A 21,258-nucleotide genomic window follows, 5' to 3' on the forward strand; every position below is an offset into this window, starting at 1 on the left:
ACCTCATGCGACGCGCCCTTCTGGCCGTGCTGGCCGGTGGCCTCCTGCTGACCGGCGCTGCCTGCGACAGCGACGCGAAGGACCCCTCAGCGACCGCCGCTCCCGAGACGACCGCACCGAGCAGCTCACCGCCCCCGCCGGACTACTCGGCCAACACCAAGGTCATCTGCGGCAAGCTGCAGAGCGTCTACACCGTCGAACTGCGCGACTTCGGCGCCGCCCTGGGCAAGACGATCACCTATCGCGAGGCGAAGCAGACCGCCGAGGCCAAGAAGGCCGAGGCCGTCGCGGTGACCGAGCTCAAGCAGGTGGCCGCCAAGATCCGCAACGAGACCGCCCAGGCGGAGAACCCCGAGTTCAAGGCCGCGGGCCTGACCTCGGCGGCGAAGCTCGAGGCGAGCGCGGCCAACCGCGGCTACATCAACAAGGTCAAGACCCTGAAAGACCTGAACTCGACGATCGAGGGCCAGTTCAAGGAATGGCTGAGCCCGGTAGCCGGCTACTGCGCCGCTACCTGATCCGCGGCTGGTCTTGTTCCCGTCTCTGTCGCCGATTCGAGCTATCCGATCGTGAGAAGAAGATTCGACCAGGCCAGTTCGGCGGCGCCCGCGATGGGGCCGTCGGGGCCGAGGGCTGCGCGAAGCAGCGGCGGGGGCGATTCGCGGCGGATGGTCATCAGGCCGGAGCGATAGGCCGCGTCGAGTTCGGTGGGGGCCGCGGCCAGCAGATCGGCGGCGACGCTGCCCAGGGTGATCAGGTCGGCGTCGAGGCCGTTGACCAGGCCGGCCAGGCCTCGGCCCAGGGCTGCCGCGGCGGCGGTCACGGCGGCTCGATCAGCGGGGGCGGTTGAGGCGATGACCCTGCGGGCGTAGGTGACGGGGTCGCGCGGCGCGGGTTGGCCGAGGAAGCGGGCCATGGCCGTGCCGTCGACGGCGGTTCCCCAGCAGCCGCGGGCGCCGCACGGGCAGGTGACGGCCGGGTCACCGAAGGGCATGTGGCCGAATTCGCCGCTCGTGCCGGTGGCGCCGGTGATCAGGCGGCCCTGGTCGACGATCGCGCCGCCGAGACCGCCCTCGATGCGCACGTGCACGGCCACGGAGGCGCCGACCGCCGCGCCTCGGGCCGACTCGGCGGCCGCGGCGAGGCTGGCGTCGTTGCCGGCCACGAAAACGGGCGTGCCAACCAAAGCGCCGGGCCAGAGGTCGGTCAGCGCGCCGGGCCACAGGTCGGTCAGGGCGACGTCGTGCCAGCCCAGGTTCGTGGCGTCGAGGCGGAACTCCGGGGAGACGGTGCCGGGGGCCGAGACGCCCATCGCCCGCAACCTTCCCGCGTACGCCTCGTGAAGCTCGGCGATCGCCGCGGTGACCGCGGCGGCGACCTCGGCCCACCTCGCGCCCCCGTGGCCGGCGGTGACCGAGGTCAGCGTGCGGCCGCCCAGCTCGACCACGTCGAGGCGCCACGACTCGTGGGTGATCTCGGCGGCCAGCACGAGCGGGCCCGACGGGTGGGGCACCAGGGCCGTGGTCGGGCGGCCACGCGCGCCGCTCGGGGCGGCCGGGGCCTCGGCCAGCAGCTCGGATCGGGAGAGGCGGGCGACCAGTTCGGTGGCCGCGCCGGTGCCGATGCCCAGCAGGCGGGCGGCGTCGGCGCGGGTGACGCCGGGGTGGGCGTGGGCCACCCGCAGCAGCCCGGCTGAGCGGGTCGTCACAGTCGCCTCCCTTCTTTTTGCTCTGCCAAAGAGCTTATTCTGCCGGGGTGACCATGAACCGCCCGGCATTGGCCGCCCTCGGCGCCTCCGCCTTCTTCTACGTCACGGCCGAGACGCTCCCGGTCGGCCTGCTGCCCGAGATCGCCGTCGGCCTCGACGTACCGGAGGCTCACGTCGGGCTGCTGCTGACCAGTTATGCGGTCGTGGCGGGGGTCAGCACGATCCCGTTGACCGCGCTGACCATGCGGGTGCCACGGCACACGCTGATCGCGGTCACGGTAGCGATCTTCGTGGTCTCGCAGGCCGCGGCCACCTTCGCCCCGACGTTCACGGTGCTCGTGCTGGCCCGGCTGATCTGCGCGCTGGCCCACGGCGTCTTCTGGTCGGTGATCGGGCCGGTCACCGCGCGCCTGGCGCCGCCGGGGCAGGCCGGCCGGGCGACCGCGCTGGTCTTCGTCGGCAATTCGCTGGCCATCGTGCTCGGCGTCCCGCTCGGCACTGCGCTGGGTCAGTGGCTCGGCTGGCGGGTGGCGGTCGGCGCGATGGCCGTCGGTGGCGCGGTCTGCGTGCTGGTGCTGCTGCGGGTGCTGCCGAAGCTCCAGCCCCGGCCGCACGACCTGGCCATGCGTGCCGGCGCTCAGCTCAGGGCGGCCGTCGCGATCGCCCGCGACCCGCAGGTGCTGATGCTCTGCGTGATCACCGCCGTGCTGGTGATCGGCCACTTCGCGGCATACACCTACATCGCGCCGCTGGTGCGCCGGGACGCCGGGCTGGAAGGCGCGGGTCTGAGCGCGCTGCTGCTGGGCTACGGCTTCGTCGGGCTGATCACGAACTTCGCGGTCGGGCGGCAGGTCGACCGGCGGCCCGGGACGATGCTCGTCGCCCTGCTGGCCGTGCTGGCGGTCTCGGCCGCGCTGCTCGCCCCGGTGCTCGGGCTGGTGCCGACCGTGCTGGTCACGCTGCTCTGGGGCGGCGCGTTCACCGCCATTCCGGTGCTGCTGGCCGCCGCGCCACTGCGCATCGCCCCGCGCGCCCGGGACGCGGCCTCGGCCCTCTACGTCGTCGCGTTCCAGATCGGGATCGGCGGCGGCGCGTTCCTCGGCGAGCGCATGGTGCGCGCCGGTCACCTGGGGGTGCTGCCGTTGGTGACCGCCGTGCTCGCGATCGCCGCGGTGGTGCTGGTCGCGACCCTCGGCCGGAGGGTCTTCCCCGCTCGGCTGAGCGAGGAGGACCACCACCGGACCGAGGCGCAACTCACCAGCCCTTGAGGGCCACTTCCGCCGCCGCGAGGAAGGCGTCGTTCTCGTCGGCGGTGCCGATCGTGACCCGTACGCCGTCGGTCTGGAACGGTCGCACGATCACGCCGCGCGACTCGCAGACCTGGGCGAACGGCACCGACCGGTCGCCCAGCGGCAGCCACACGAAGTTGGCCTGGCTGCTCGGCACGTTCACGCCGGCCGCGCGCAGCGCCTCGGTGACGCGTTCGCGTTCGGTGACCACGAGGGCGCAGCGGCGGCGCACCTCTTCTTCCTGAGCCAGGGCCGCCAGCGCCGCCGCCTGGGCGACGAGGCTGGTCGAGAACGGCGTCAGCACCTTGCGGATGGCGTTCGCGACCTCGGGCTGGGCCACCAGGTAGCCCATGCGCAGGCCGGCCAGCCCCCACGCCTTGCTCATCGTGCGCAGCACCAGCACGTTGTGCCGGTCGCCGTACGTCTCGACGCCGTCCGGCACGTCAGGGTCGTCGACCAGTTCCCGGTACGCCTCGTCGAGCACGATCAGCACGTCGGAGGGGACCGACGCGATGAAGCGGTCGAGCTCGACCTTGCGTACGGCCGTGCCGGTCGGGTTGTTCGGGTTGCAGACGAAGACGAGCCGCGTGCGCTCGGTGATCGCCGCCGCCATCGCGTCGAGGTCGTGCTCGTGGTCCTCGGTGTTCGGCACCCGCACGCTGGTCACGCCCGCACCGGCCGTGATGATCGGGTATGCCTCGAAGGAGCGCCACGCGTAGACGACCTCGTCGCCCGGCAGGCAGGTCGCCTTCACCAGGATCTCGGCCAGCGCCACCGACCCGCAGCCGGTCACGACGTGCTCGGCGGTCACGCCCAGACGCTCGGCCAGCGCGTCCCGCAGCTCGACCGCGCCCATGTCGGGGTAGCGGTGCGAGGCGAGCATCGCGTCGGCCACCGCCTCGGCCACCCCGGGCAGGGGACCGTACGGAACCTCGTTGCTGGCCAGCTTGATCGCCTCGGCGATGCCGAGCTCGCGGGTCAGGTCGGCGAGGTTGCGCCCGGGGACGTAGGCGGGAAGGCCGTCGAGGTCGGCGCGGGTCAGGCGGGGATTCATGAGGGGCTCAGCCTTCCGTCCGGTTATGGGTGGTGGGCGGGGTGGTTGGATTGGCTTCTCTTGTGCCGTTGCCACCGCTGCCGCTGGTGGCGTCGACCGGTTGCCTGTCGTCGGGCGGCAGCGCGATCACGACCGTGCGTGCCGTCTTGTCGTGGAAGGCCTGGCGGAGCTGCTGGTCGAAGACCGGCGAGACGCAGTCGATGAGCTGCAGTACGAAGCCGATGCCGGCGCAGCCCCAGGCCGGGGTCCACAGACCGAGCCGGGCCCAGCGACCGAACGCCCGCCCGAAGCCCAGCGGTTCGGTGTTCTCGACCGCGACGACCTTGATCCGCATGATGCGCTTGCCCAGCGTCTGGCCGCTGCTGCCGATCGCGGGTGCCTCGTAGAGCAGCCAGAGCAGGGTCGCGATGATCAGGATGGCCCAGATCAGTCCGTCCATGCGGCCGGTGCCCTGCACGTCGAGGGCGCTGCCGCCGTTCGCCATGTTGTCGAGGGTGGCCCGGTAGAGCGGAACGAACTCTTTGGCCAGCTGGTAGCCGAACCAGCCGTTCACGACCACGTTGAGCAGCAGCACGGCGAGGATGTCGAGGAGGCGGGCGACCAGGCGTGGGCCGAGCCCGGCCAGGGCGTAGCCGTGGGGGCGCGCCTGCACGGTCGGGTACATCCCGGCGCGCATGGCGGGCGGCATCTGCTGCCACCCGGGCGGCGGCTGCCATCCCGGAGGCGGCTGCCACCCGGGCGGCGGCTGCTGCTGACCGGCGGGTGGCTGCTGCCCCGGCGCGGGCTGCCACCCCGGCGGCGGCTGCTGCCCCGGCGCGGGCTGCCATCCGGGCGGCGGCTGCTGCCATCCGGCCGCCGGGGGTGGCGCCTGCTGACCCCACGGCGGCTGCTGACCCCAAGGAGGCTGCTGCTGTCCCCAGGCGGGCGGCCCGGCCGCGGGGGCCGGCGGAACAGGGGAGGCCGGTGCGGCGGGGGTGGGCGAGGCGTCGGCCGGCTCCTCGACCGGTGGCGGGCCGTCCGGCGGCACCGCGTCGGCCGGGATGGCCTTGCCGAGCCAGCCCTCACCGTCCCAGTAACGCTGGGTGTCGGGGTCGGCCGGGTCTTTGTACCAACCGGCGGGGAGCGAGCTCATGAAGAAACCTTAACGACCACGGTTTGAGCGGCCTTGTCGTGCAGGGTCTGCTGGTAGGGCTTGTCCCAGAGCTGCCACAGCCCGTCGAGGTAGCTGAAGAACGGCACGAACGATCCGGCCAGGTATTCGACGAGGTAGCGCTTGGCCGCCATGCCGCGGGTGAGCCGCCGCGAGGGATCGATCGGCACCACCCTGATCTTCATCGCCTTCTTGCCGAGGGTCTGCCCCGTGCGGTGCATGATCTCGACCGCGTAGACGTAGTAGAGCAGCAGCAGGAGCGCGAAAAGGCCCAGCTCGAGCAGCAGGACAGGCAGGAAGAACTCGTTGAAGACGGTATCGAAGTCGGCATAGGGATCCGGCTCGGGAATCTGGCTGATCAGCACGAAGAGGGCCGGGAGGGCCACGACGAGGGCCACTGCCGTGAGCAGGGCCCCATCGATCATGTACGCCAGCAGGCGCTGGCTGAATTCGGCGAGGGGAACGCCGCCCGGGCTCAGCGGCGGCGGTGGCGGTTGCCACATGGGGTAGGGGGCGTGGGGATAGGGCGGCGGGTACGAGCCGGCGGGCGGCCCGTACCCCGAAGGCTGGGTCACGCGATCAGTGTCACAGATTGCCGCGACGTTCCTGTTCCCGCTCGATCGCCTCGAACAGGGCCTTGAAGTTGCCCTTGCCGAAGCCGAGGGAGCCGTGCCGCTCGATCAGCTCGAAGAAGACCGTCGGGCGGTCCTGCACCGGCGCGGTGAAGATCTGCAGCAGGTAGCCGTCCTCGTCCCGGTCGACCAGGATCTTGCGCTTCTTGAGCTCCTCGATCGGCACGCGGACGTTGCCGATGCGGGCGCGCAGCTCGGGGTCGTCGTAGTACGAGTCGGGCGTGTTCAGGAACTCGACGCCGGCCGCCCGCATCGCGTCGACGCTGGCCAGGATGTCGTTGGTGGCCACCGCGACGTGCTGGGCGCCCGGGCCGCCGTAGAACTCGAGGTATTCGTCGATCTGCGACTTGCGCTGCGAGACGGCCGGCTCGTTGAGCGGGAACTTGACCTTGCGGGTGCCGTCCGCGACGACCTTCGACATCAGCGCGGAGTAGTCGGTGGCGATGTCGTCGCCGATGAACTCGGCCATGTTGGTGAAGCCCATGACCTTGCCGTAGAAGGCCACCCACTCGTCCATCTTGCCGAGCTCGACGTTGCCGACCACGTGGTCGACGGCCTGGAAGAAGCGCTTGGGCTGCAGGCCGGCGTCGATGGCGGGCTGGCGGTCGACGATCGGGTCGCGGGCCACGAAGCCGGGCAGGAACGGGCCGTCGTAGCCCGAGCGGTCGATCAGCGTGTGCACGGTGTCCCCGTACGTCGCGATGGCCGCGACGCGGACGGTGCCGTGCTCGTCCTTGAGGTCGTGCGGCTCGGTCACGCCGCGCGCGCCGGAGGTCACCGCGTGGGCGTACGCCTTGTCGACGTCGGGCACCTCGATCGCGATGTCCTGGATGCCGTCGCCGTGGCGGGTCACGTGGTCGGCGCCGGGCGCGGTCGCGTGCACCGCACCGACCAGCACGAACCGGGCTCCGCCGCTGACCAGGACGTATTCGGCGTGGTCGCGGAAGCCCTGCTCGGGACCGCGGTAGGCCACGCATTTCATGCCGAATGCGGTGGAATAGAAGTGGGCCGCCTGCTTCGCGTTGCCCACGAGGAACTTCAGGTGGTCGACGCCCTTGACGGGAAAGACGTCGTCGGTGCGGGTCTCGTGAGCCATCGTCTGCGTCATTGACAGAGGTTGTCGCAGGTCACAGCACTGATACAAGATGTGCTCGCGCTCCTGGGCAGGCTGCCCGGTCCGGTGCGCGCGGCGCCGGTCCGAAGGTGCAACTTGCACAACAGGACGGCCTCCATGACCGAAATATCCGGCAAATGCCATCGACACGGGCGAATAGACGTCCATCGTCCGGGTGATTGACCTGGTTAGCGTGTCGCGCATGGCGTCGGGTGGCCGCTCCTTCAAGGGGTTCTCGCTGGTCGCGATCGTCGTCGTGATCGTGCTGGCCACCACCGGCGTGTGGAATCCGTGGCCCCAGGTCTGGACCTGGGTCAACACAAGCGAGCCGATCGCCGGCGGAGCCGCCCGCTGGCAGCAGACCATCGGGGGCAGCCCGCAGAGCGTCGCGATCGCCGGTGACGCGGTCGTCGTCGAATACCGCACGTCCGTCGAGGCGTACGGGCTGACCGCCGGGGTGAAGCTCTGGGACAGCGACGCCGACTGGGCCGCGGTCTCCGGCACCGGCAACGAGGCCGTGGTCGCGACCGGGCGGCTGCTGACCAAGGGCTATCAGGTGCTCGACCCGCGCAACGGTTCCGTGCTGCGCGCCGACACCGAGGCCACCGCCGTCTGGACCTATCGCAACGCGCTGCTCGACCTGCACTGCGCCAAGGGCGGGGACTGCCAGCTGACCGCGTGGGCGCCGCGCGGGGCGACGCCGCTGTGGACCGTCGACACGGGCGGCATCGGATTCGTGCTCAACGCGGCCAACCCCGAGCTGCCCGACACCCGCCAGCTCACCGGCGACCGGGTGGACGCCGACGTGGCCCGGCCACGACTGATGCCGAGCCTGATCGGGCTGCCCGACGACAAGAAGGTCCGCGTGATCGACACGGCCTCCGGCAAGGTCGTGCAGATCGCCGAGCCCGGCCTCGACCAGCGGGTCGCGATCGCCGGGGGACGGGTGCTCACCGTGACGGGCACAGCACAGGACGGCACCTGCTATTACGGCGTGGTGGCGACCGACCCGCCGCGTTCCGGGGTGGTGTGGCGGCGCGAGGGGCTCAACCTGCGTACGGCCGACAACGGCTCGAACTGCAAGCAGGAACACGATCCGGCGGGCGGAGACGACGTCGTGCTCGGCGTCGACCCGACCGGCCGGCAGGAGTTGCTGGCGGCGCACGACGGGCGGGTGCTGTGGCGCGGTGCGAAGGGGGAGACCGTGCTCGCGGTCGACGACACTTCCGCGGTGATCCGCAGCGCGGACGGGCGTACGCTGCGCGGTTTCGGTTTCAGCCGGCGCAAGGTGACCTGGACCCGGCCGGTCGTGGCCAGCGGATCGGCGGCCCTCACCCCGTACGCCGTGGTCATCACCAGCCGCAAGCCCGACCGGGTCGTGGCCGTCGTGCCCGGCAGCGGGCGGGTGCTGGCCGACCTGCGTACGGATGCCGAGGTCTTCGCGGTCGGACCGGACGGCCTGATCGCCGTCTCGGGGCGCGACATGGCCTATCTCCCGTTTGCTTGACCGAAATGGTATGTGTCCACAGGCGGGATCGGTTCGCACAGGATGAGGAGCCTGTCCTAGGCTTGCCGCTCATGAGCAGAGGCGCCGCATTCTCGTATTCGCCGCTGTTGCCCCTCGGCGACGACCCGACCGACTACCGCCTGGTCACCGACGAGGGCGTCGACGTCGTGCACGGCCCGGGCGGCCGGCGGTTCCTGACCGTCGACCCGGCCGTGATGACCCAGCTCACCGCCGAGGCCATGCACGACATCGCGCACTACCTGCGCCCGGCGCACCTCTCCCAGCTCAGGGCGATCATCGACGACCCGAAGGCGTCGCCGAACGACCGGTTCGTGGCGCTCGACCTGCTGCGCAACGCGAACATCGCGGCCGGCGGCGTGCTCCCGATGTGCCAAGACACCGGCACCGCGATCGTGATGGGCAAGCGCGGGCGCCACGTGCTCACCGACGGGACCGATGAGGAAGCCATCGCCCAGGGCGTCTACCAGGCGTACACCCGTCTGAATCTGCGCTATTCGCAGCTTGCGCCGCTCACCATGTGGGACGAGCGCAACACCGGCTCGAATCTTCCGGCCCAGATCGAGCTCTACGCCGAAGACCCGGGCGGCGCCCCCGACGCGTACAAGTTCCTCTTCATGGCCAAGGGCGGCGGCTCGGCCAACAAGAGCTACCTCTACCAGGAGACCAAGGCGCTGCTGAACCCGGCGCGCATGATGGAGTTCCTGGACGAGAAGCTGCGCCTGATCGGCACGTCGGCCTGCCCGCCCTACCACCTGGCCGTGGTCATCGGCGGCACCAGCGCCGAGTACGCGTTGAAGACCGCCAAGCTGGCCAGTGCGAAATACCTCGACAACCTGCCCCGCCACGGCACGATGTCGGCCCACGGCTTCCGCGACGTCGAGCTCGAGGCGGCCGTCCTCGAGCTGACCCGCGACTTCGGCATCGGCGCCCAGTTCGGCGGCCGCTACTTCTGCCACGACGTTCGGGTGATCCGCCTGCCCCGGCACGGCGCGTCCTGCCCGGTCGCGATCGCCGTCTCGTGCTCGGCCGACCGCCAGGCCCTCGCCAAGATCACCCCGTCCGGCGTCTGGCTGGAACGGCTCGAGACCGACCCGGCGCGCTACCTGCCCGAGGTCGACTTCGACGACGAGCCGGTGGTGAAGGTCGACCTCAACCGCCCGATGGCCGAGATCCGCGAAGAGCTGTCGAAATACCCGGTCAAGACCCGCCTGTCGCTGACCGGCCCGCTGGTCGTGGCCCGCGACATCGCCCACGCCAAGATCGCCGAGCGCCTCGACGCGGGCGAACCGATGCCGCAGTACATGCGCGACCACGCCGTCTACTACGCCGGCCCGGCCAAGACCCCCGAGGGGTACGCGTCGGGGTCGTTCGGCCCGACCACGGCGGGGCGCATGGACTCCTATGTAGAGCGCTTCCAGAAGGCCGGGGGCTCGCTGGTCATGCTGGCCAAGGGCAACCGCTCCGGGCAGGTGACCCAGGCGTGCAACTCGTACGGCGGCTTCTACCTGGGCTCGATCGGCGGCCCGGCGGCCCGTCTCGCGCAGGACTGCATCCGCCATGTCGAAGTGCTCGAATACCCCGAGCTGGGCATGGAAGCGGTGTGGAAGATCGAGGTGGAGGACTTCCCCGCCTTCATCGTCGTCGACGACAAGGGCAACGACTTCTTCGCCGACGTCACCCGCCCCAACCCGCTCCTGCGCATCGGCAGCCGCCCCTGAGCTCGCGCCGAGCGCACGGTTCCACGAGCGAGCCCGTGCTCCTGTTCACGAACCGCGCAGCGCGGCCAGTACCGCCGTGACCTCGGGCCGGGGCGTGGAAGGGCGGCGGGCCGCGGCGATGATCCGGCGGCTGACCGGTGGGTTCAGCGGGCGCGTGACCACGTCGGAGCGCGGGTCGACCGCCAGGCTCGGCAGCAGCGCGATCGACGCGCCGCGCGAGACGTGGCCCAGCGACAGCATGTAGTTGTTGAAGCGGCAGATCACCGTCGGCTCGAAGCCCGCCTCGCGGCACAGCCGGGTCGCCAGCTCGGACATGTAGGACCCGCGCACGTCGAACGTCCAGCGTTGATCGGCGCAGGCCCGCAGGTCGACGGCGTCCGAGGCGGCCAGCGGGTGATCTGACGGCAGCACCAGCACGATGTCGTCCGACGTGAGCTGGAGCAGGTCGATCGCCGGGTCGAGCTCGGCCCCCGCGAAGTCGGTCGTCGTGATGATGACGTCGACGTCGCCTCGGCGCAGGGCCGGCATGCTCTCGTGGGGTTCCATCTCCCACAGCGCCACGGTGACCTGAGGGTGGCGGGACGCCAGGCGGGCGACGGCCGGCTCGGCCAGGGCCGGCAACGCGCTCTGGAACGCCGCCAGCGTGACCGTCCCGGCCGGTTCGTCCGACAGGCCTCGCAGCTCGGCCGAGGCCGCGTCCATCGCCGCCAGGATCTCCCGCGCCCGCCCGGCCAGCAGCACCCCGGCCGCCGTGAGCCGAACCCGGCGTCCGGTGCGTTCGAGCAGGGCCGTACGGGTCTCGCGTTCGAGCGTGGCGAGTTGCTGGGACACCGCCGACGGGCTGAGGTTGCCGCGCTGGGCGACGGCGCGGACCGTCCCGTAGGCCGCCAGGTCGGCCAGCAGTCGCAGGCGCCACGGATTGAGCGTCACTGTGCGGCTCCTCTTAACAGCGTGGCCGGAAATGTGAGATGGACCTGATGCTCAACCGAACCCTAGCGTCGAGGGCATGGAGTTCTGGTCCGACGCCGAGCGTCACCTTGTCCGCTACTCCGGCGCGGGGCGCTTCGTCCCCGAGATCATCGAGCGCGCCGATGGCAGTTTCGTCTTCACGTCCGAGGGCCGCCGCCTGCTCGACTTCACGTCGGGGCAGATGAGCGCCATCCTCGGGCACTCGCACCCGGCGGTGGTCGCCACCGTGCAGCGCCAGGTCGCCACCCTCGATCACCTGTTCAGCGGCATGCTCAGCCGGCCCGTGGTCGAGCTGGCCCGACGGCTGGCCGAGTCGCTGCCCGAGCCTTTGAGCAAGGTGCTGCTGCTGACCACGGGGGCCGAGTCGAACGAGGCCGCCATCCGGATGGCCAAGCTGGTCACCGGCCGCCACGAGATCATCTCGTTCGCGCGGTCGTGGCACGGCATGACCCAGGCCGCCGCGAACGCCACCTACAGCTCGGGGCGCAAGGGCTACGGTCCGGCGGCGCCCGGCAACTTCGCGATCCCGACGCCGAACACCTACCGGCCCGATTTCACGAATGAGGACGGCGAGCTCGACTGGCGGCAGCAGCTCGACTTCTCGTTCGAGCTTTTCGACGCGCAGTCGGTCGGCAGCCTGGCCGCCTGCATCGTCGAGCCGATCCTGAGCTCGGGCGGCGTGCTCGACCTGCCACCCGGCTGTCTCCAAGAACTGCGGAACAAGGTCCACGAGCGCGGCGGGCTGCTGATCCTCGACGAAGCTCAGACCGGTCTGTGCAGGACCGGCGACTGGTACGCCTTCGAGCGCGACGGCGTCACCCCCGACATCCTGACCCTGAGCAAGACCCTCGGCGCGGGCCTCCCCCTGGCCGCCGTCGTGACCACCGACGAGATCGAGCAGACGGCCCACGAGCGCGGATTCCTGTTCTTCACGACGCACGTCTCCGACCCGCTGGTCGCCGCGGTCGGCAACACCGTTCTTGACGTGTTGCAGGAAGAACACCTGGACCAGCGGGCCGCGGAGCTGGGGGCGTACCTCAGCAAGGGTCTGACCGCGCTGGGCGAGCGCCACGACGTGATCGGGGACGTGCGCGGGCGGGGTCTGCTGGTCGGTCTGGAGCTGGTGCTCGACCGGGCGACCAAGCAGCCGTCCGACGAGCTGGGGGCGGCGGTCACGCGGCGCTGCCTCGAGCTCGGCCTGCACATGAACGTCGTGCAGCTCCCGGGCATGGGCGGCGTCTTCCGCATCGCGCCCGCGCTGACCTCGTCGATCGCCGAGCTCGATCTGGGCCTGGAGATCCTCGACCAGGCGATCGGCGACGTGGCTCCAACGTTCAGATAGCGGCGATGATGACGGTGTCAACGGTGAAGTAGTGCTCGGGCGCCTCCGGATCGGCCGGACCGTCAGCCGTGCGGCGCTCGATCGCCACCCACCGGTCGGTCACCTGCCACAACCCCGGTTTCCAGGTCAGCCGCTCCCGGTCGACGGCCAGCGGAAAGTCGGCCAGCACGGCACCCGACGCGCTCAGCACCCGAAGATGACGCCCGGCCGTCAGCACGACGGTGCGCCCGGCCGAGACGCCCAGCAGTTGAGCGCCGGCGGGCACCGAAAGCCGGGGCGCCGGTCGGCCGGACCAAAAATCCTGACCCGCCGCGTTCCGCATCCCCAGGCATCCGGAAAGAGCGACGTCACAGGCCAAAGGCACAAAAGGCCCCTTACCGTACGATTCCAGATGCGCGCCGGAGCTCACCGCGAACCCGGCCGTCGCGCAGAAGTACTGCCCGCCCCGCGTCGTGAACCCGTCCCCGCACCCGGCCGGCAGCGTGATCGTCCAACGCCGCGCGCCGTTCGACACGAGGAACGCGGACAGCCGCCCCCCGCCGCTGACCAGCACGGATTCGCCGGCGACGTGCAGCCCGGGCGGCGCCCAGACGGTAGAGGCACCCGTGCGATGGCCGTCGTACCCCGAGGACGGCAGGCCCGACGAAACCCGCCAGGCCTCCTCGCCGGTCCGGGCGTCGGTCGCGATCAGCAGGCCGTCCGACCAGCGGCTCACCACCGTCGTCCCGGCCGCGACCACCCCCGACACCTGCGCCGGCCAGCGCCGCAGCGACCAGCGGGCGGTGTTCACGCTCTTGGCGTCGACCGGCCCGTCCGCACGGATCTGCCGCCGGCCCGCGAAGACCCTGGTCCGCCCGTCGACGATCAAGGGCGCCACATTCGTACGCCCGGTGACCTCGAAGCTGCGAGCGGCGTCCTCGGGATAGGGCGTGGCCGCGGTGGCCCGCACCTCGGCCGGCCCCAGCACCCGCCAGCCGACCAGGACGGCGACGGCGGTCAGGACGAGCGCCACCAGAGATCGCAGCAGCACCCGGGACATCCGGGCAGCGTAACGCCCGGCTTCACCAGGGCGCCCGGACCCCGCCGGTCAGGTGACGGCGGCTAAATCGTCCAGGTCGCGGCGCAGTGCTCCCTCGGCGGTCTCGGCGGCCAGACCCCCGAAGATCAACGCCAGGATGCGGCCGGCCGGCGCGGTCGGCGTGCCCTCCTGCACCACGGTCACCATCGTGCCGCCGCGGTGGCGCCCCGACATGACCGGCACGAACGAATAGGTCATGTTGTAGTCGGCCCCGATGCCGGGCGAGGTGACCACGAACTTCTCGGGCACCTCGCACTCGCGGACCCGGAACTCCTCGGTGACCTCGCCGCCGTCGGCCATGCTGCGGGTCTCGCGCCAGACCGTGCCCGAGCCGAACGGCCCGTGGCTGCGCACCTCGACCCGGGTGACGGCGGTGAGCCACTCGCGGCGCCGGCTCAGATCGGTGAACACCTGCCACACCGACGCGACCGGCGCGTCGATGAGACGGGTCACCACGACCGTCGACATAGCGTCACCCCCGCGTACACCGTACGACACAAGTCAGGGCACGACGGTGCCGGAAACCGAGCCGAGCGAGATCTCACCGCCCGCTGTCGAAAAAGCCCGGCCGCTGATCCGTACGGTGTCGACGTTCGCCAGGAAGCCGCGCAGCGTCCCGTCGGCCAGTTTGACCGGTTCGGCGGCGTTTCGAGTGAGTTCGAGGAAGGAGCCGGTCTCGTCGCGGGCCGGCCCCGAGACCGTTCCCGAGGCGTAGAGGTCGCCGGTGCGTACGGAGGCTCCGTTGCTGGTCAGGTGGGCGAGCTGCTGGGCCGCCGTCCAGTACATCGAGGCGAACGGCGGACGGCTGACCGGTGTGCCGTTCCACTCGACGGTGAGCCGCAGGTCGAAGGCGGGCCCGGCGGGCCGCAGGTAGGGCAGCGGGGCCGGGTCTTGCGGCGGCGGCGCCACCACGCCCAGCGCGTCGAGCGGCACGACCCAGGGCGACACCGAGGTCGCGAACGACTTGGCCAGGAACGGGCCGAGCGGACGGTACTCCCAGGCCTGCAGGTCGCGGGCCGACCAGTCGTTGACCAGCGTGAGGCCGAAGACGTGCTCGGCGAAGTCGGTGGTGGCGATGCGCCGGCCGGGTTTCCCGACCACGAAGCCCACCTCGGCCTCGACGTCGAGGCGCCGGGACGGCCCGAACACCCCCTCGGCGATCTGGCCGGAGGGTCGCCGGATGGGTGTACCCGAGACGACCACGGTGGCCGACCGGCCGTGATAGCCGATCGGCAGGTGCTTCCACTGCGGCGGGAGGCCGGGCGAGCCGGGGCGCAGGATCTCGGAGACGTTGCGCGCGTGGTGCTCGGACGAATAGAAGTCGGTGTAGTCGGCGACCTCGAACGGCAGGTGCAGGGTGACGTCGCGCAGCGGAATCACCGGCGGCCCGGCGGTCACGTGAGCCACCACAGCTTCGCGCGCGGCTGTCCACTCCCGACGACCGGCCGCCATCAGCGGGTTGAGCGACGCGGCGGCGAGGTGACCGCCCAGGCCCGACAGATCAACAACGGCCGAGCCCAGGCGTACGCCGAGTCGCCGCGGCCCGCGCGGCAGGCTGAACACGCCGTAGGGCAGATTGTCGAGCCCGAACCCGGTCACTCGTAGCCTCCGTTGATCAGGCCGAGACGCACGAGCTCGGTCAACGGCTCGACCACGCCGACCGCGCCGAACCCGGCGAAGAGGGGCCGCTCCTCGCCGCGACGCGACCGGCACGCCTCGACCAGCGGCACCGGGTGGGTCGCGGCCAGCACCTCGGCGACCTCGGCCACCTCGCTGCCGTCGTGGGCGGTGACCGCGGCGGTGAGCACGTTGAGGAAGCCGTGGTGGGTGAAGCCGGTCTCGGGGTCGGTGTGCCGGATGGCGTGGCGCAGGCCCGCGGCCAGCCGGAAGGGCAGGTCACGATCGCGGCAGGCGCAGAGCACGGCGGCCAGCTCGACCGGGGTCGGGAACAGTTCGGCCGCGAGCCCGCCGACGCGGAACTTGGGGGCGATGCGCAGACCGTCGGCGCGCGCCTGGGCAACCGTGTCGAGGGCGCCGAGCAGACCCCAGCTCAGCGGGATCTCGGCGTACACCAGAAGGTCGTCGTCGCCCTCGGCCAGCACGCGCAGGGCCGCGAGTCCGGGCTGCGGATCTTCGCCGCGGCGGGCCACCGCGGACTCGATGTGCCGCACGCGAGCGTCGGCCGCCCGCAGCTTCTCGACCGCGATCGGCAACGCGCTCACGCTGACGTCGCCGACGACCGCGACCGGAAGGTGGTGGGCGCGCAGGTCGGCGCCGATCAGCGATGCGGGCACGAGCAGCGGGCCGAGCAGTCCGGCGAACCAGCCCGCACGGTGCTCAGCGTGCTTGGCGACGGCGTCGGCCACTGCCGTCGGACTCGGCGGAAGCAGGCAAGCGTCGTCCACCAGCCCGGAGAAGAGCGGAGGAACCAGCGTTGACACGAATCCGAACCTAATAGACGCTTCGAGAAGCGGACAACCACGTCCGCTATATCGGTTTTGCCGCGACAGCAGGCGAGACACCAGGTGGGAGGCAACGATGCCGCACTACCGCAGCGTCGGCGAGGTGCCACACAAGCGGCACACCCAGTTCCGGCGCCCGGACGGCGGGCTCTATTCCGAGGAGTTGATGGGGCAGGAAGGTTTCTCGTCCGATTCGTCATTGCTCTATCACCGGTACCCACCGACCGCGATCGTGTCGGCCGAGACGCACGAGGCTCCGGCCCTCTCCCGCTCGCCCAACCTGCCGCTCAAGCCGCGGCACCTGCGCACCCACAAGCTCGACGCCGGCCCGGCCGACGCGGTGCTCGGGCGCCGCGCGCTGCTGGCCAACGACGACGTGCGCATCGGCTATGTGATCGCCGACCGGCCGTCGCCGCTCTATCGCGACGCCGTGGGCGACGAGTGCCTCTACATCGAGGACGGCCGGGCCGTCATCGAGACCAGCTTCGGCGCGCTCGAGGCCTCGACCGGCGACTACGTGATCATTCCGACCTCGGTGGTGCACCGCATCGTGCCGCAGGACGGGCCGGTGCGCATGCTGACGATCGAGGCGACCGGCCACATCGGACCGCCGAAGCGCTACCTCTCGGTGCGCGGGCAGTTCCTCGAGCACGCGCCCTACTGCGAGCGTGACCAGCGGGCGCCGAGCGAGCCGCTGGTCGTCGACGAGACCGACGTCGAGGTGCTGGTCAAGCACCGCGCCGGGTGGACCAGGCACGTGTACGCCCAGCACCCGTTCGACGTGGTCGGCTGGGACGGTTGCCTCTACCCGTGGGCGTTCTCGATCCACGACTTCGAGCCGATCACCGGCCGCGTGCACCAGCCGCCGCCGGTGCACCAGACGTTCGAGGGGCCGAACTTCGTGGTCTGCTCGTTCGTGCCGCGCAAGGTCGACTACCACCCGCTGGCGATCCCGGTGCCCTACAACCATCACAACGTCGACTCCGACGAGATGATGTTCTACACCGGCGGCAACTACGAGGCCCGCCGCGGCTCGGGCATCGAGCAGGGGTCGATCTCGCTGCACCCGTCCGGCTTCACCCACGGGCCGCAGCCGGGCGCGGTCGAGCGGGCGCTCGGCGTCGAGGCGTTCGACGAGCTGGCGGTCATGGTCGACACGTTCCGCCCCCTCGACCTGTGCGACACCGCACTGGCGGTGGAGGACACGGCGTACGCCTGGACCTGGAACCGGTAACGCGAGCGAGGCCGGGGCGCCCGTCGGCGGCCCCGGCCTCTTTCCCCGGACGGAAAGCTCAGCCGATGCGGAAGTTCTGCCCGTAGACGGCAAAGTCGAGGGGCGTGTTCAGGTCGAAGTTGCCGTTGTTGAGGAACCGGCGCTGGGCCGTGTCGACCCGGGTCGTGTCCTCGTGCGCCGCCTCCTTCTTCATCTCGATCACGCGCTCGTCGAGGAAGGCGTTGAGCCAGGCCCGCTCGTCGCCGCCCTGCGCCGGCGGCCGCGCCTTGGCCAGCGCGCGGCTACGGATCTGACGCATGCCCTCGTAGCCGTGCATGACGGCCGCGTCGTAATAGGCGAACTGCCCGAGAGCCCGTACGCCGTCGCTCTTGCCGTCGCGCACCGAGGGGGTGAAGTAGACCCGGTCGCGCTCCGACTCCTGCGCCGCCTGGAAGCGCGAGTCGTTCGCCGCGGTCCGCCAGTCGTTGGTGAAGTTGGGGTCGAGCCCGGCGTGTGAGTCCGTGCCGTTCACGTTGCGCAGCGCCGGCAGGTATTTGGCCAGCACGTTTCCGGGCACGGAAGCGGTGTACGCCTCGACGAGCTCGAGCATGTCGCCGGTGCCCGAGCAGAAGCCGATGATGCCGGCCGTGTAGCCGCGACCGTCGCCGATGTCCTCGATGTAGCCGAACTGGGCCCGCCAGTCCAGGGAGGAGTTCTCGGCCGCCGAGACGAGTTGCATCGCGACGTCCTTCTTCGCCGGGTTGTCCAAGTTCACTCCCGTCGGCGGATTGGTCGGCGGGGTCGAGCCGCCGGGCAGGGTCCAAGCCTGGTTCGTCGACCCGGCGCATGTCCAGATCTGCAGGCGGGCCCCGTTCGCGGTGCTGCGGTCGGTCACGTCGAGGCACTTGCCGCTGCCGGTGTTGACCAGGGCACTGCCCGAAGTCGTCCACTTCTGCGCGGCCGTGCCGTTGCAGTCGTAGATCTGAATCTTGGCGCCGTTGGTCGTCGACGCGGCCGTGACGTCGAGGCATTTGCCCAGCGCGCGGATGGTGTTGTCGGAGTTGCCGACGGTCCACTGCTGGGCCGTGGTGCCGTTGCAGTCGTAGAGCTGCACGGCGGCTCCGTTGGCCGAGCTGGCCCCGGCGACATCGACACATTTGCCGCCCAGGCCCTTGATCGGGCCGACGGTGGCGGCACTGGCCGGGGACAGTCCGAAGGAGAGGGCGGCGGCGGGGACGGCCACCGCCAGGGCAGCGTAAAAGAGTCTCCTGGCGCGGATCATGACGCTCCTCGAAGAGGGTGGTTCATGGGGGATGAATCGCGCGATGAGGAGAGACGCTAGAACAGTTAAAAAGGTTTATCAATAGTCATCGATCAACTGGCCTAGGCTGTGGGCAGACCCTTGACACCCGTCGATGGTCGGCCTAACGTCCGGCTAACTGTTAGCCAGTTTGCCTATCGCTCCGACTCGCCCGGGAGCCGCCGTGACCCGTCTGGCCGGTTCGTCCAAACTGCTGCGCGCCATGAACGAAAGCGCGGCCCTGGCCCACCTGCTGGATCCCGGCATGCTCACGCGGGCCGACCTGCGCAAGCTCACCGCGCTGTCGACCCCGACGATCTCCGAGGTGCTGCGCCGGCTCACCGAGGCCGGCCTGATCAACGTGGTCGGCCACAACAGCGGCCGCCCCGGACCGAACGCGGAGATCTACAACGCCAACCCCGACGCGGCCTACGCAGCCGCCGTCTCCGTGCGCGACATCGGCGCGAGCGGCGCCCCCTCAGTGGTCGCCGCGCTCTGCGACCTCACCGGCGAGGTGCGCGGGCGGGTCGAGTCGCGCGTCGACTTCCTCACCACCGACCCGCTGACCGCCCTGGTCGACGTGGTCGCGCGCCTCAGCGCGGAGGCCGGCGTCCCGGCCGAGCGCATCCGCCACGTGCAGTTCGGCGTGGCCGGCTCCTACGACCCGCACACCGAGACCATTCGGCACGTCGACGTGCCCGGCTTCGGGCGTACGGGCCTGGTGCCCCAGCTCGCGGCGGCGCTCGGCACCGAGGTGGACGTCGACAACGACGTCAACCTGGCCGCGATCGCCGAACGGCAGCGGGGCGTGGGCCGTGACGCCGAAGGCTTCGCCCTGCTGTGGCTGGGCGAGGAGGGCCTCGGTCTGGCCATCGACATGGCCGGCACGCTGATGCGCGGCGCGCGCGGCGGCGCCGGCGAGATCGGCTACATGCCGCTCTACTCGCCCGACTCGTCCCATCGCAAACTCGACCTGCAAGACCTCTTCGGCGGCGCGGCCATCCTCGAGCTGGCCCGGGACAACGGCGTGCCCGGCGGCACTCCGGCCGAGGTGGTCCGGGCCGCGGCGGCCGACCCGGCCAACGGCGGCGACTTCCTGATCGCCCTGGCCGACCGCATCGTGATCGGCCTGGCCGCGGTGATCGCCGTGCTCGACCCCTACCTGGTCGTGCTGGCCGGCCCGATCGCCCAGGCCGGCGGCGCGACGCTGCTCTCCGCCGTGACCTTCGCGGTGCGCCGCGCGGCCCCGCTGGAGAGCTCGATCGCCGTCACCGCCATCGACGACGACGCGGTGCTGCTCGGCGCGCTCGACGCCGGGCTGGCCGCGGTCCACGACGCCCTCATCGCCTCGATCCGCTCCTCTTAACCCCCAGTCTGAGAGGCCACAGTGAACAAACGGCTCGCGCCTGCCCTTTTTGCCCTGATTCTGTTGTCGGCCGGTTGCACGCCGGCCCCCAAGGAGAACAAGATCGCCGACCCCGGTACGGAGGTGTCCGGCACGGTCGAGCTGTGGCACTTCTTCACCGAGCGCGAGGCCGACGCGATCGCCCAGGTGGTCAAGGACTTCGAGAACGACCACCCGAAGATCAAGGTCACGATCAAGGCCGGGCAGGACGACTCCAAGGTCACCCAGGCCATCGGCGCCGGCAACGGGCCCGACGTAGGGCTCTCCTACTCGACCGACATCGTGGGCAAGTTCTGCGCGTCCGGTGCGTGGGTCGACCTCAAGCAGTACATCGACCGCGACCAGGTCGACCTGGCCAAGCTGAACGCGACGACGCGGTCCTACACCGAGTTCCAGGGCAAGCGCTGCGCCATGCCGTTCCTCGCCGACGCGTACGGCATGTTCTACAACAAGGACCTGTTCGCCAAGGCCGGACTGAGCGCGCCGCCCAAGACGCTCGACGAGCTGACGGCGTACGCCAAGAAGTTGACCGTGAAGAACCCGGACGGCTCGCTCAAGACCGTCGGGTTCCTGCCGCTCTACGACTTCTACGAGAACTCGCCCTCGCACCTCGCCCCGGCCGTGGGCGCGAAGTGGCTCACCGACGACGGCAAGTCGGCGATCGGCAGCGACCCGGCCTGGAAGACGCTGCTGACCTGGCAGAAGAACCTCGTCGACTGGTACGGCTACGACAAGTTGACGAAGTTCCGCGCCGGCCTGGGCGACGAGTACAGCGCCGACAACGCCTTCCAGAAGGGCCAGGTCGCGATCAACATCGACGCCGAATATCGCCTGGCCTTCGTCAAGGACCAGAGCCCCAACCTCAAGTACGGCGTGGCGCCCATCCCGACCAGCGACGCCGCCCACTACGGCGGCGGCTACGTCACCGGCAACATCGTCGGGATCAGCAAGAACGCGAAGAACCCCGAAGCCGCCTGGGAACTGATCAAGTATCTGACCACCAACGACCAGGCGATCGTGAAGCTGGCCGGGCTGCTCAAGAACATCCCGACCACGACCGCGGCGATCAACGACCCGGGTCTGCACGCGGACGCCGACTTCAAGACGTTCATCGACATCTTCACCAACCCGAACTCGTCGACGACGCCGCCCTCGTCGTCGGGCCCGGCCTACCAGGAGACCTTCGGGCAGTTCCTGAACGGCTACCAGTCCGGCAAGGTCAAGGACCTCGACGCGGGCCTGGCCGAGGCGGACAAGCAGATCAACAGCGTCATGACCCTCGGCGGCTGATCACTC

General features: G+C 70.8%; 19 protein-coding genes. 8 read left to right on the top strand and 11 right to left on the bottom strand.

All coding sequences use genetic code 11. The features are described from left to right. Positions 1-5: 5 nt before the first annotated feature. Positions 6-518: a hypothetical protein gene (locus tag EER30_RS04845; protein ID WP_127498602.1), complete on the top strand. Its 513-nt coding sequence runs from the start codon at positions 6-8 to the stop codon at positions 516-518. Positions 519-559: 41 nt separating this feature from the next. Here the strand turns inward: EER30_RS04845 and EER30_RS04850 are convergent, their stop codons facing one another. Then, the gene (locus tag EER30_RS04850; RefSeq protein WP_127498603.1) at positions 560-1,708 is read right to left on the bottom strand and encodes an ROK family protein; all 1,149 of its coding nucleotides are present in this window, start codon (positions 1,706-1,708) and stop codon (positions 560-562) included. A gap of 53 nt (positions 1,709-1,761) precedes the next feature. Between EER30_RS04850 and EER30_RS04855 the strand changes: the two genes are divergently transcribed. Beyond that, the gene (locus EER30_RS04855; RefSeq protein WP_127499366.1) at positions 1,762-2,976 is read left to right on the top strand and encodes an MFS transporter; all 1,215 of its coding nucleotides are present in this window, start codon (positions 1,762-1,764) and stop codon (positions 2,974-2,976) included. Here the strand turns inward: EER30_RS04855 and hisC are convergent. From hisC to hppD, 4 genes are read right to left on the bottom strand one after another with little or no spacing between them, the layout of a single operon-like run. After that, positions 2,963-4,051 carry a histidinol-phosphate transaminase gene (gene hisC, locus EER30_RS04860; RefSeq protein ID WP_127498605.1) on the bottom strand — a complete coding sequence of 363 codons (1,089 nt, stop codon included), beginning with the start codon at positions 4,049-4,051 and terminating at the stop codon, positions 2,963-2,965. The two genes, EER30_RS04855 and hisC, sit on opposite strands and share 14 nt — an antisense overlap. Before the next feature lie 7 nt (positions 4,052-4,058). After that, positions 4,059-5,183 carry an RDD family protein gene (locus EER30_RS04865; protein ID WP_127498607.1) on the bottom strand — a complete coding sequence of 375 codons (1,125 nt, stop codon included), beginning with the start codon at positions 5,181-5,183 and terminating at the stop codon, positions 4,059-4,061. Further along, on the bottom strand, positions 5,180-5,776 hold the full coding sequence (locus EER30_RS04870; protein WP_240669751.1) for an RDD family protein: 597 nt from the start codon (positions 5,774-5,776) through the stop codon (positions 5,180-5,182). Before EER30_RS04870 ends, EER30_RS04865 begins: the two co-directional genes overlap by 4 nt. A 10-nt stretch (positions 5,777-5,786) precedes the next feature. After that, the gene (gene hppD, locus EER30_RS04875) at positions 5,787-6,941 is read right to left on the bottom strand and encodes a 4-hydroxyphenylpyruvate dioxygenase (protein WP_127498609.1); all 1,155 of its coding nucleotides are present in this window, start codon (positions 6,939-6,941) and stop codon (positions 5,787-5,789) included. A 208-nt stretch (positions 6,942-7,149) separates the two neighbouring features. On the opposite strand from hppD, the gene EER30_RS04880 reads away from it, so the two are divergent. Both EER30_RS04880 and EER30_RS04885 read left to right on the top strand, forming a co-directional pair. After that, positions 7,150-8,454, top strand: coding sequence for a hypothetical protein (locus EER30_RS04880; protein WP_127498611.1), 1,305 nt, complete (start codon positions 7,150-7,152; stop codon positions 8,452-8,454). A 71-nt stretch (positions 8,455-8,525) separates the two neighbouring features. Further along, positions 8,526-10,193: a fumarate hydratase gene (locus EER30_RS04885; protein WP_127498613.1), complete on the top strand. Its 1,668-nt coding sequence runs from the start codon at positions 8,526-8,528 to the stop codon at positions 10,191-10,193. A gap of 45 nt (positions 10,194-10,238) precedes the next feature. Here the strand turns inward: EER30_RS04885 and EER30_RS04890 are convergent, their stop codons facing one another. After that, positions 10,239-11,123, bottom strand: a complete 885-nt coding sequence (locus tag EER30_RS04890; RefSeq protein ID WP_127498615.1) for a LysR family transcriptional regulator — start codon at positions 11,121-11,123, stop codon at positions 10,239-10,241. 76 nt (positions 11,124-11,199) lie between these two features. Between EER30_RS04890 and EER30_RS04895 the strand changes: the two genes are divergently transcribed. Further along, complete coding sequence (locus EER30_RS04895; RefSeq protein ID WP_127498616.1) at positions 11,200-12,504, top strand: aspartate aminotransferase family protein; 1,305 nt, start codon at positions 11,200-11,202, stop codon at positions 12,502-12,504. Here the strand turns inward: EER30_RS04895 and EER30_RS04900 are convergent. From EER30_RS04900 to EER30_RS04915, 4 genes are read right to left on the bottom strand one after another with little or no spacing between them, the layout of a single operon-like run. Continuing rightward, positions 12,497-13,543, bottom strand: coding sequence for an outer membrane protein assembly factor BamB family protein (locus EER30_RS04900; RefSeq protein WP_127498618.1), 1,047 nt, complete (start codon positions 13,541-13,543; stop codon positions 12,497-12,499). The genes EER30_RS04895 and EER30_RS04900 overlap by 8 nt on opposite strands. 48 nt (positions 13,544-13,591) lie before the next feature. Continuing rightward, positions 13,592-14,050 carry an SRPBCC family protein gene (locus EER30_RS04905; protein ID WP_127498620.1) on the bottom strand — a complete coding sequence of 153 codons (459 nt, stop codon included), beginning with the start codon at positions 14,048-14,050 and terminating at the stop codon, positions 13,592-13,594. A 33-nt stretch (positions 14,051-14,083) separates the two neighbouring features. Further along, the gene (locus EER30_RS04910) at positions 14,084-15,181 is read right to left on the bottom strand and encodes a fumarylacetoacetate hydrolase family protein (RefSeq protein ID WP_127498622.1); all 1,098 of its coding nucleotides are present in this window, start codon (positions 15,179-15,181) and stop codon (positions 14,084-14,086) included. Beyond that, a complete protein-coding gene (locus EER30_RS04915) occupies positions 15,178-16,023 on the bottom strand; it encodes a hypothetical protein (protein WP_127498624.1) in 846 nt (281 codons plus the stop codon). Before EER30_RS04915 ends, EER30_RS04910 begins: the two co-directional genes overlap by 4 nt. 97 nt (positions 16,024-16,120) lie before the next feature. Here EER30_RS04915 and EER30_RS04920 point away from each other — a divergent pair, with 97 nt between their 5' ends. Next, the gene (locus EER30_RS04920) at positions 16,121-17,278 is read left to right on the top strand and encodes a homogentisate 1,2-dioxygenase (protein WP_127498626.1); all 1,158 of its coding nucleotides are present in this window, start codon (positions 16,121-16,123) and stop codon (positions 17,276-17,278) included. A 58-nt stretch (positions 17,279-17,336) separates the two neighbouring features. Here the strand turns inward: EER30_RS04920 and EER30_RS49570 are convergent, their stop codons facing one another. Beyond that, on the bottom strand, positions 17,337-18,500 hold the full coding sequence (locus tag EER30_RS49570) for a chitosanase (RefSeq protein WP_284699700.1): 1,164 nt from the start codon (positions 18,498-18,500) through the stop codon (positions 17,337-17,339). A gap of 241 nt (positions 18,501-18,741) precedes the next feature. Here EER30_RS49570 and EER30_RS04930 point away from each other — a divergent pair, with 241 nt between their 5' ends. Together EER30_RS04930 and EER30_RS04935 are read left to right on the top strand one after the other, a co-directional pair. Then, a complete protein-coding gene (locus EER30_RS04930) occupies positions 18,742-19,923 on the top strand; it encodes an ROK family transcriptional regulator (protein ID WP_127498628.1) in 1,182 nt (393 codons plus the stop codon). A gap of 21 nt (positions 19,924-19,944) precedes the next feature. Then, positions 19,945-21,252 (top strand): ABC transporter substrate-binding protein, encoded by a 1,308-nt coding sequence (locus tag EER30_RS04935; protein WP_127498630.1) that lies wholly within the window; start codon positions 19,945-19,947, stop codon positions 21,250-21,252. The last annotated feature ends 6 nt before the right edge of the window (positions 21,253-21,258 follow it).

Source organism: Actinoplanes solisilvae (genome assembly GCF_003999975.1).
GTDB classification, from domain to species: domain Bacteria; phylum Actinomycetota; class Actinomycetes; order Mycobacteriales; family Micromonosporaceae; genus Actinoplanes; species Actinoplanes solisilvae.

Excerpts from the sequence above, each read along its gene's own strand:
- EER30_RS04845 (WP_127498602.1), top strand. The coding sequence starts at position 6 with ATGCGACGCGCCCTTCTGGCCGTGCTGGCCGGTGGCCTCCTGCTGACC.
- EER30_RS04855 (WP_127499366.1), top strand. The coding sequence starts at position 1,762 with ATGAACCGCCCGGCATTGGCCGCCCTCGGCGCCTCCGCCTTCTTCTAC.
- hisC (WP_127498605.1), bottom strand. The coding sequence starts at position 4,051 with ATGAATCCCCGCCTGACCCGCGCCGACCTCGACGGCCTTCCCGCCTAC.
- EER30_RS04865 (WP_127498607.1), bottom strand. The coding sequence starts at position 5,183 with ATGAGCTCGCTCCCCGCCGGTTGGTACAAAGACCCGGCCGACCCCGAC.
- hppD (WP_127498609.1), bottom strand. The coding sequence starts at position 6,941 with ATGACGCAGACGATGGCTCACGAGACCCGCACCGACGACGTCTTTCCC.
- EER30_RS04880 (WP_127498611.1), top strand. The coding sequence starts at position 7,150 with ATGGCGTCGGGTGGCCGCTCCTTCAAGGGGTTCTCGCTGGTCGCGATC.
- EER30_RS04885 (WP_127498613.1), top strand. The coding sequence starts at position 8,526 with ATGAGCAGAGGCGCCGCATTCTCGTATTCGCCGCTGTTGCCCCTCGGC.
- EER30_RS04895 (WP_127498616.1), top strand. The coding sequence starts at position 11,200 with ATGGAGTTCTGGTCCGACGCCGAGCGTCACCTTGTCCGCTACTCCGGC.
- EER30_RS04900 (WP_127498618.1), bottom strand. The coding sequence starts at position 13,543 with ATGTCCCGGGTGCTGCTGCGATCTCTGGTGGCGCTCGTCCTGACCGCC.
- EER30_RS04905 (WP_127498620.1), bottom strand. The coding sequence starts at position 14,050 with ATGTCGACGGTCGTGGTGACCCGTCTCATCGACGCGCCGGTCGCGTCG.
- EER30_RS04920 (WP_127498626.1), top strand. The coding sequence starts at position 16,121 with ATGCCGCACTACCGCAGCGTCGGCGAGGTGCCACACAAGCGGCACACC.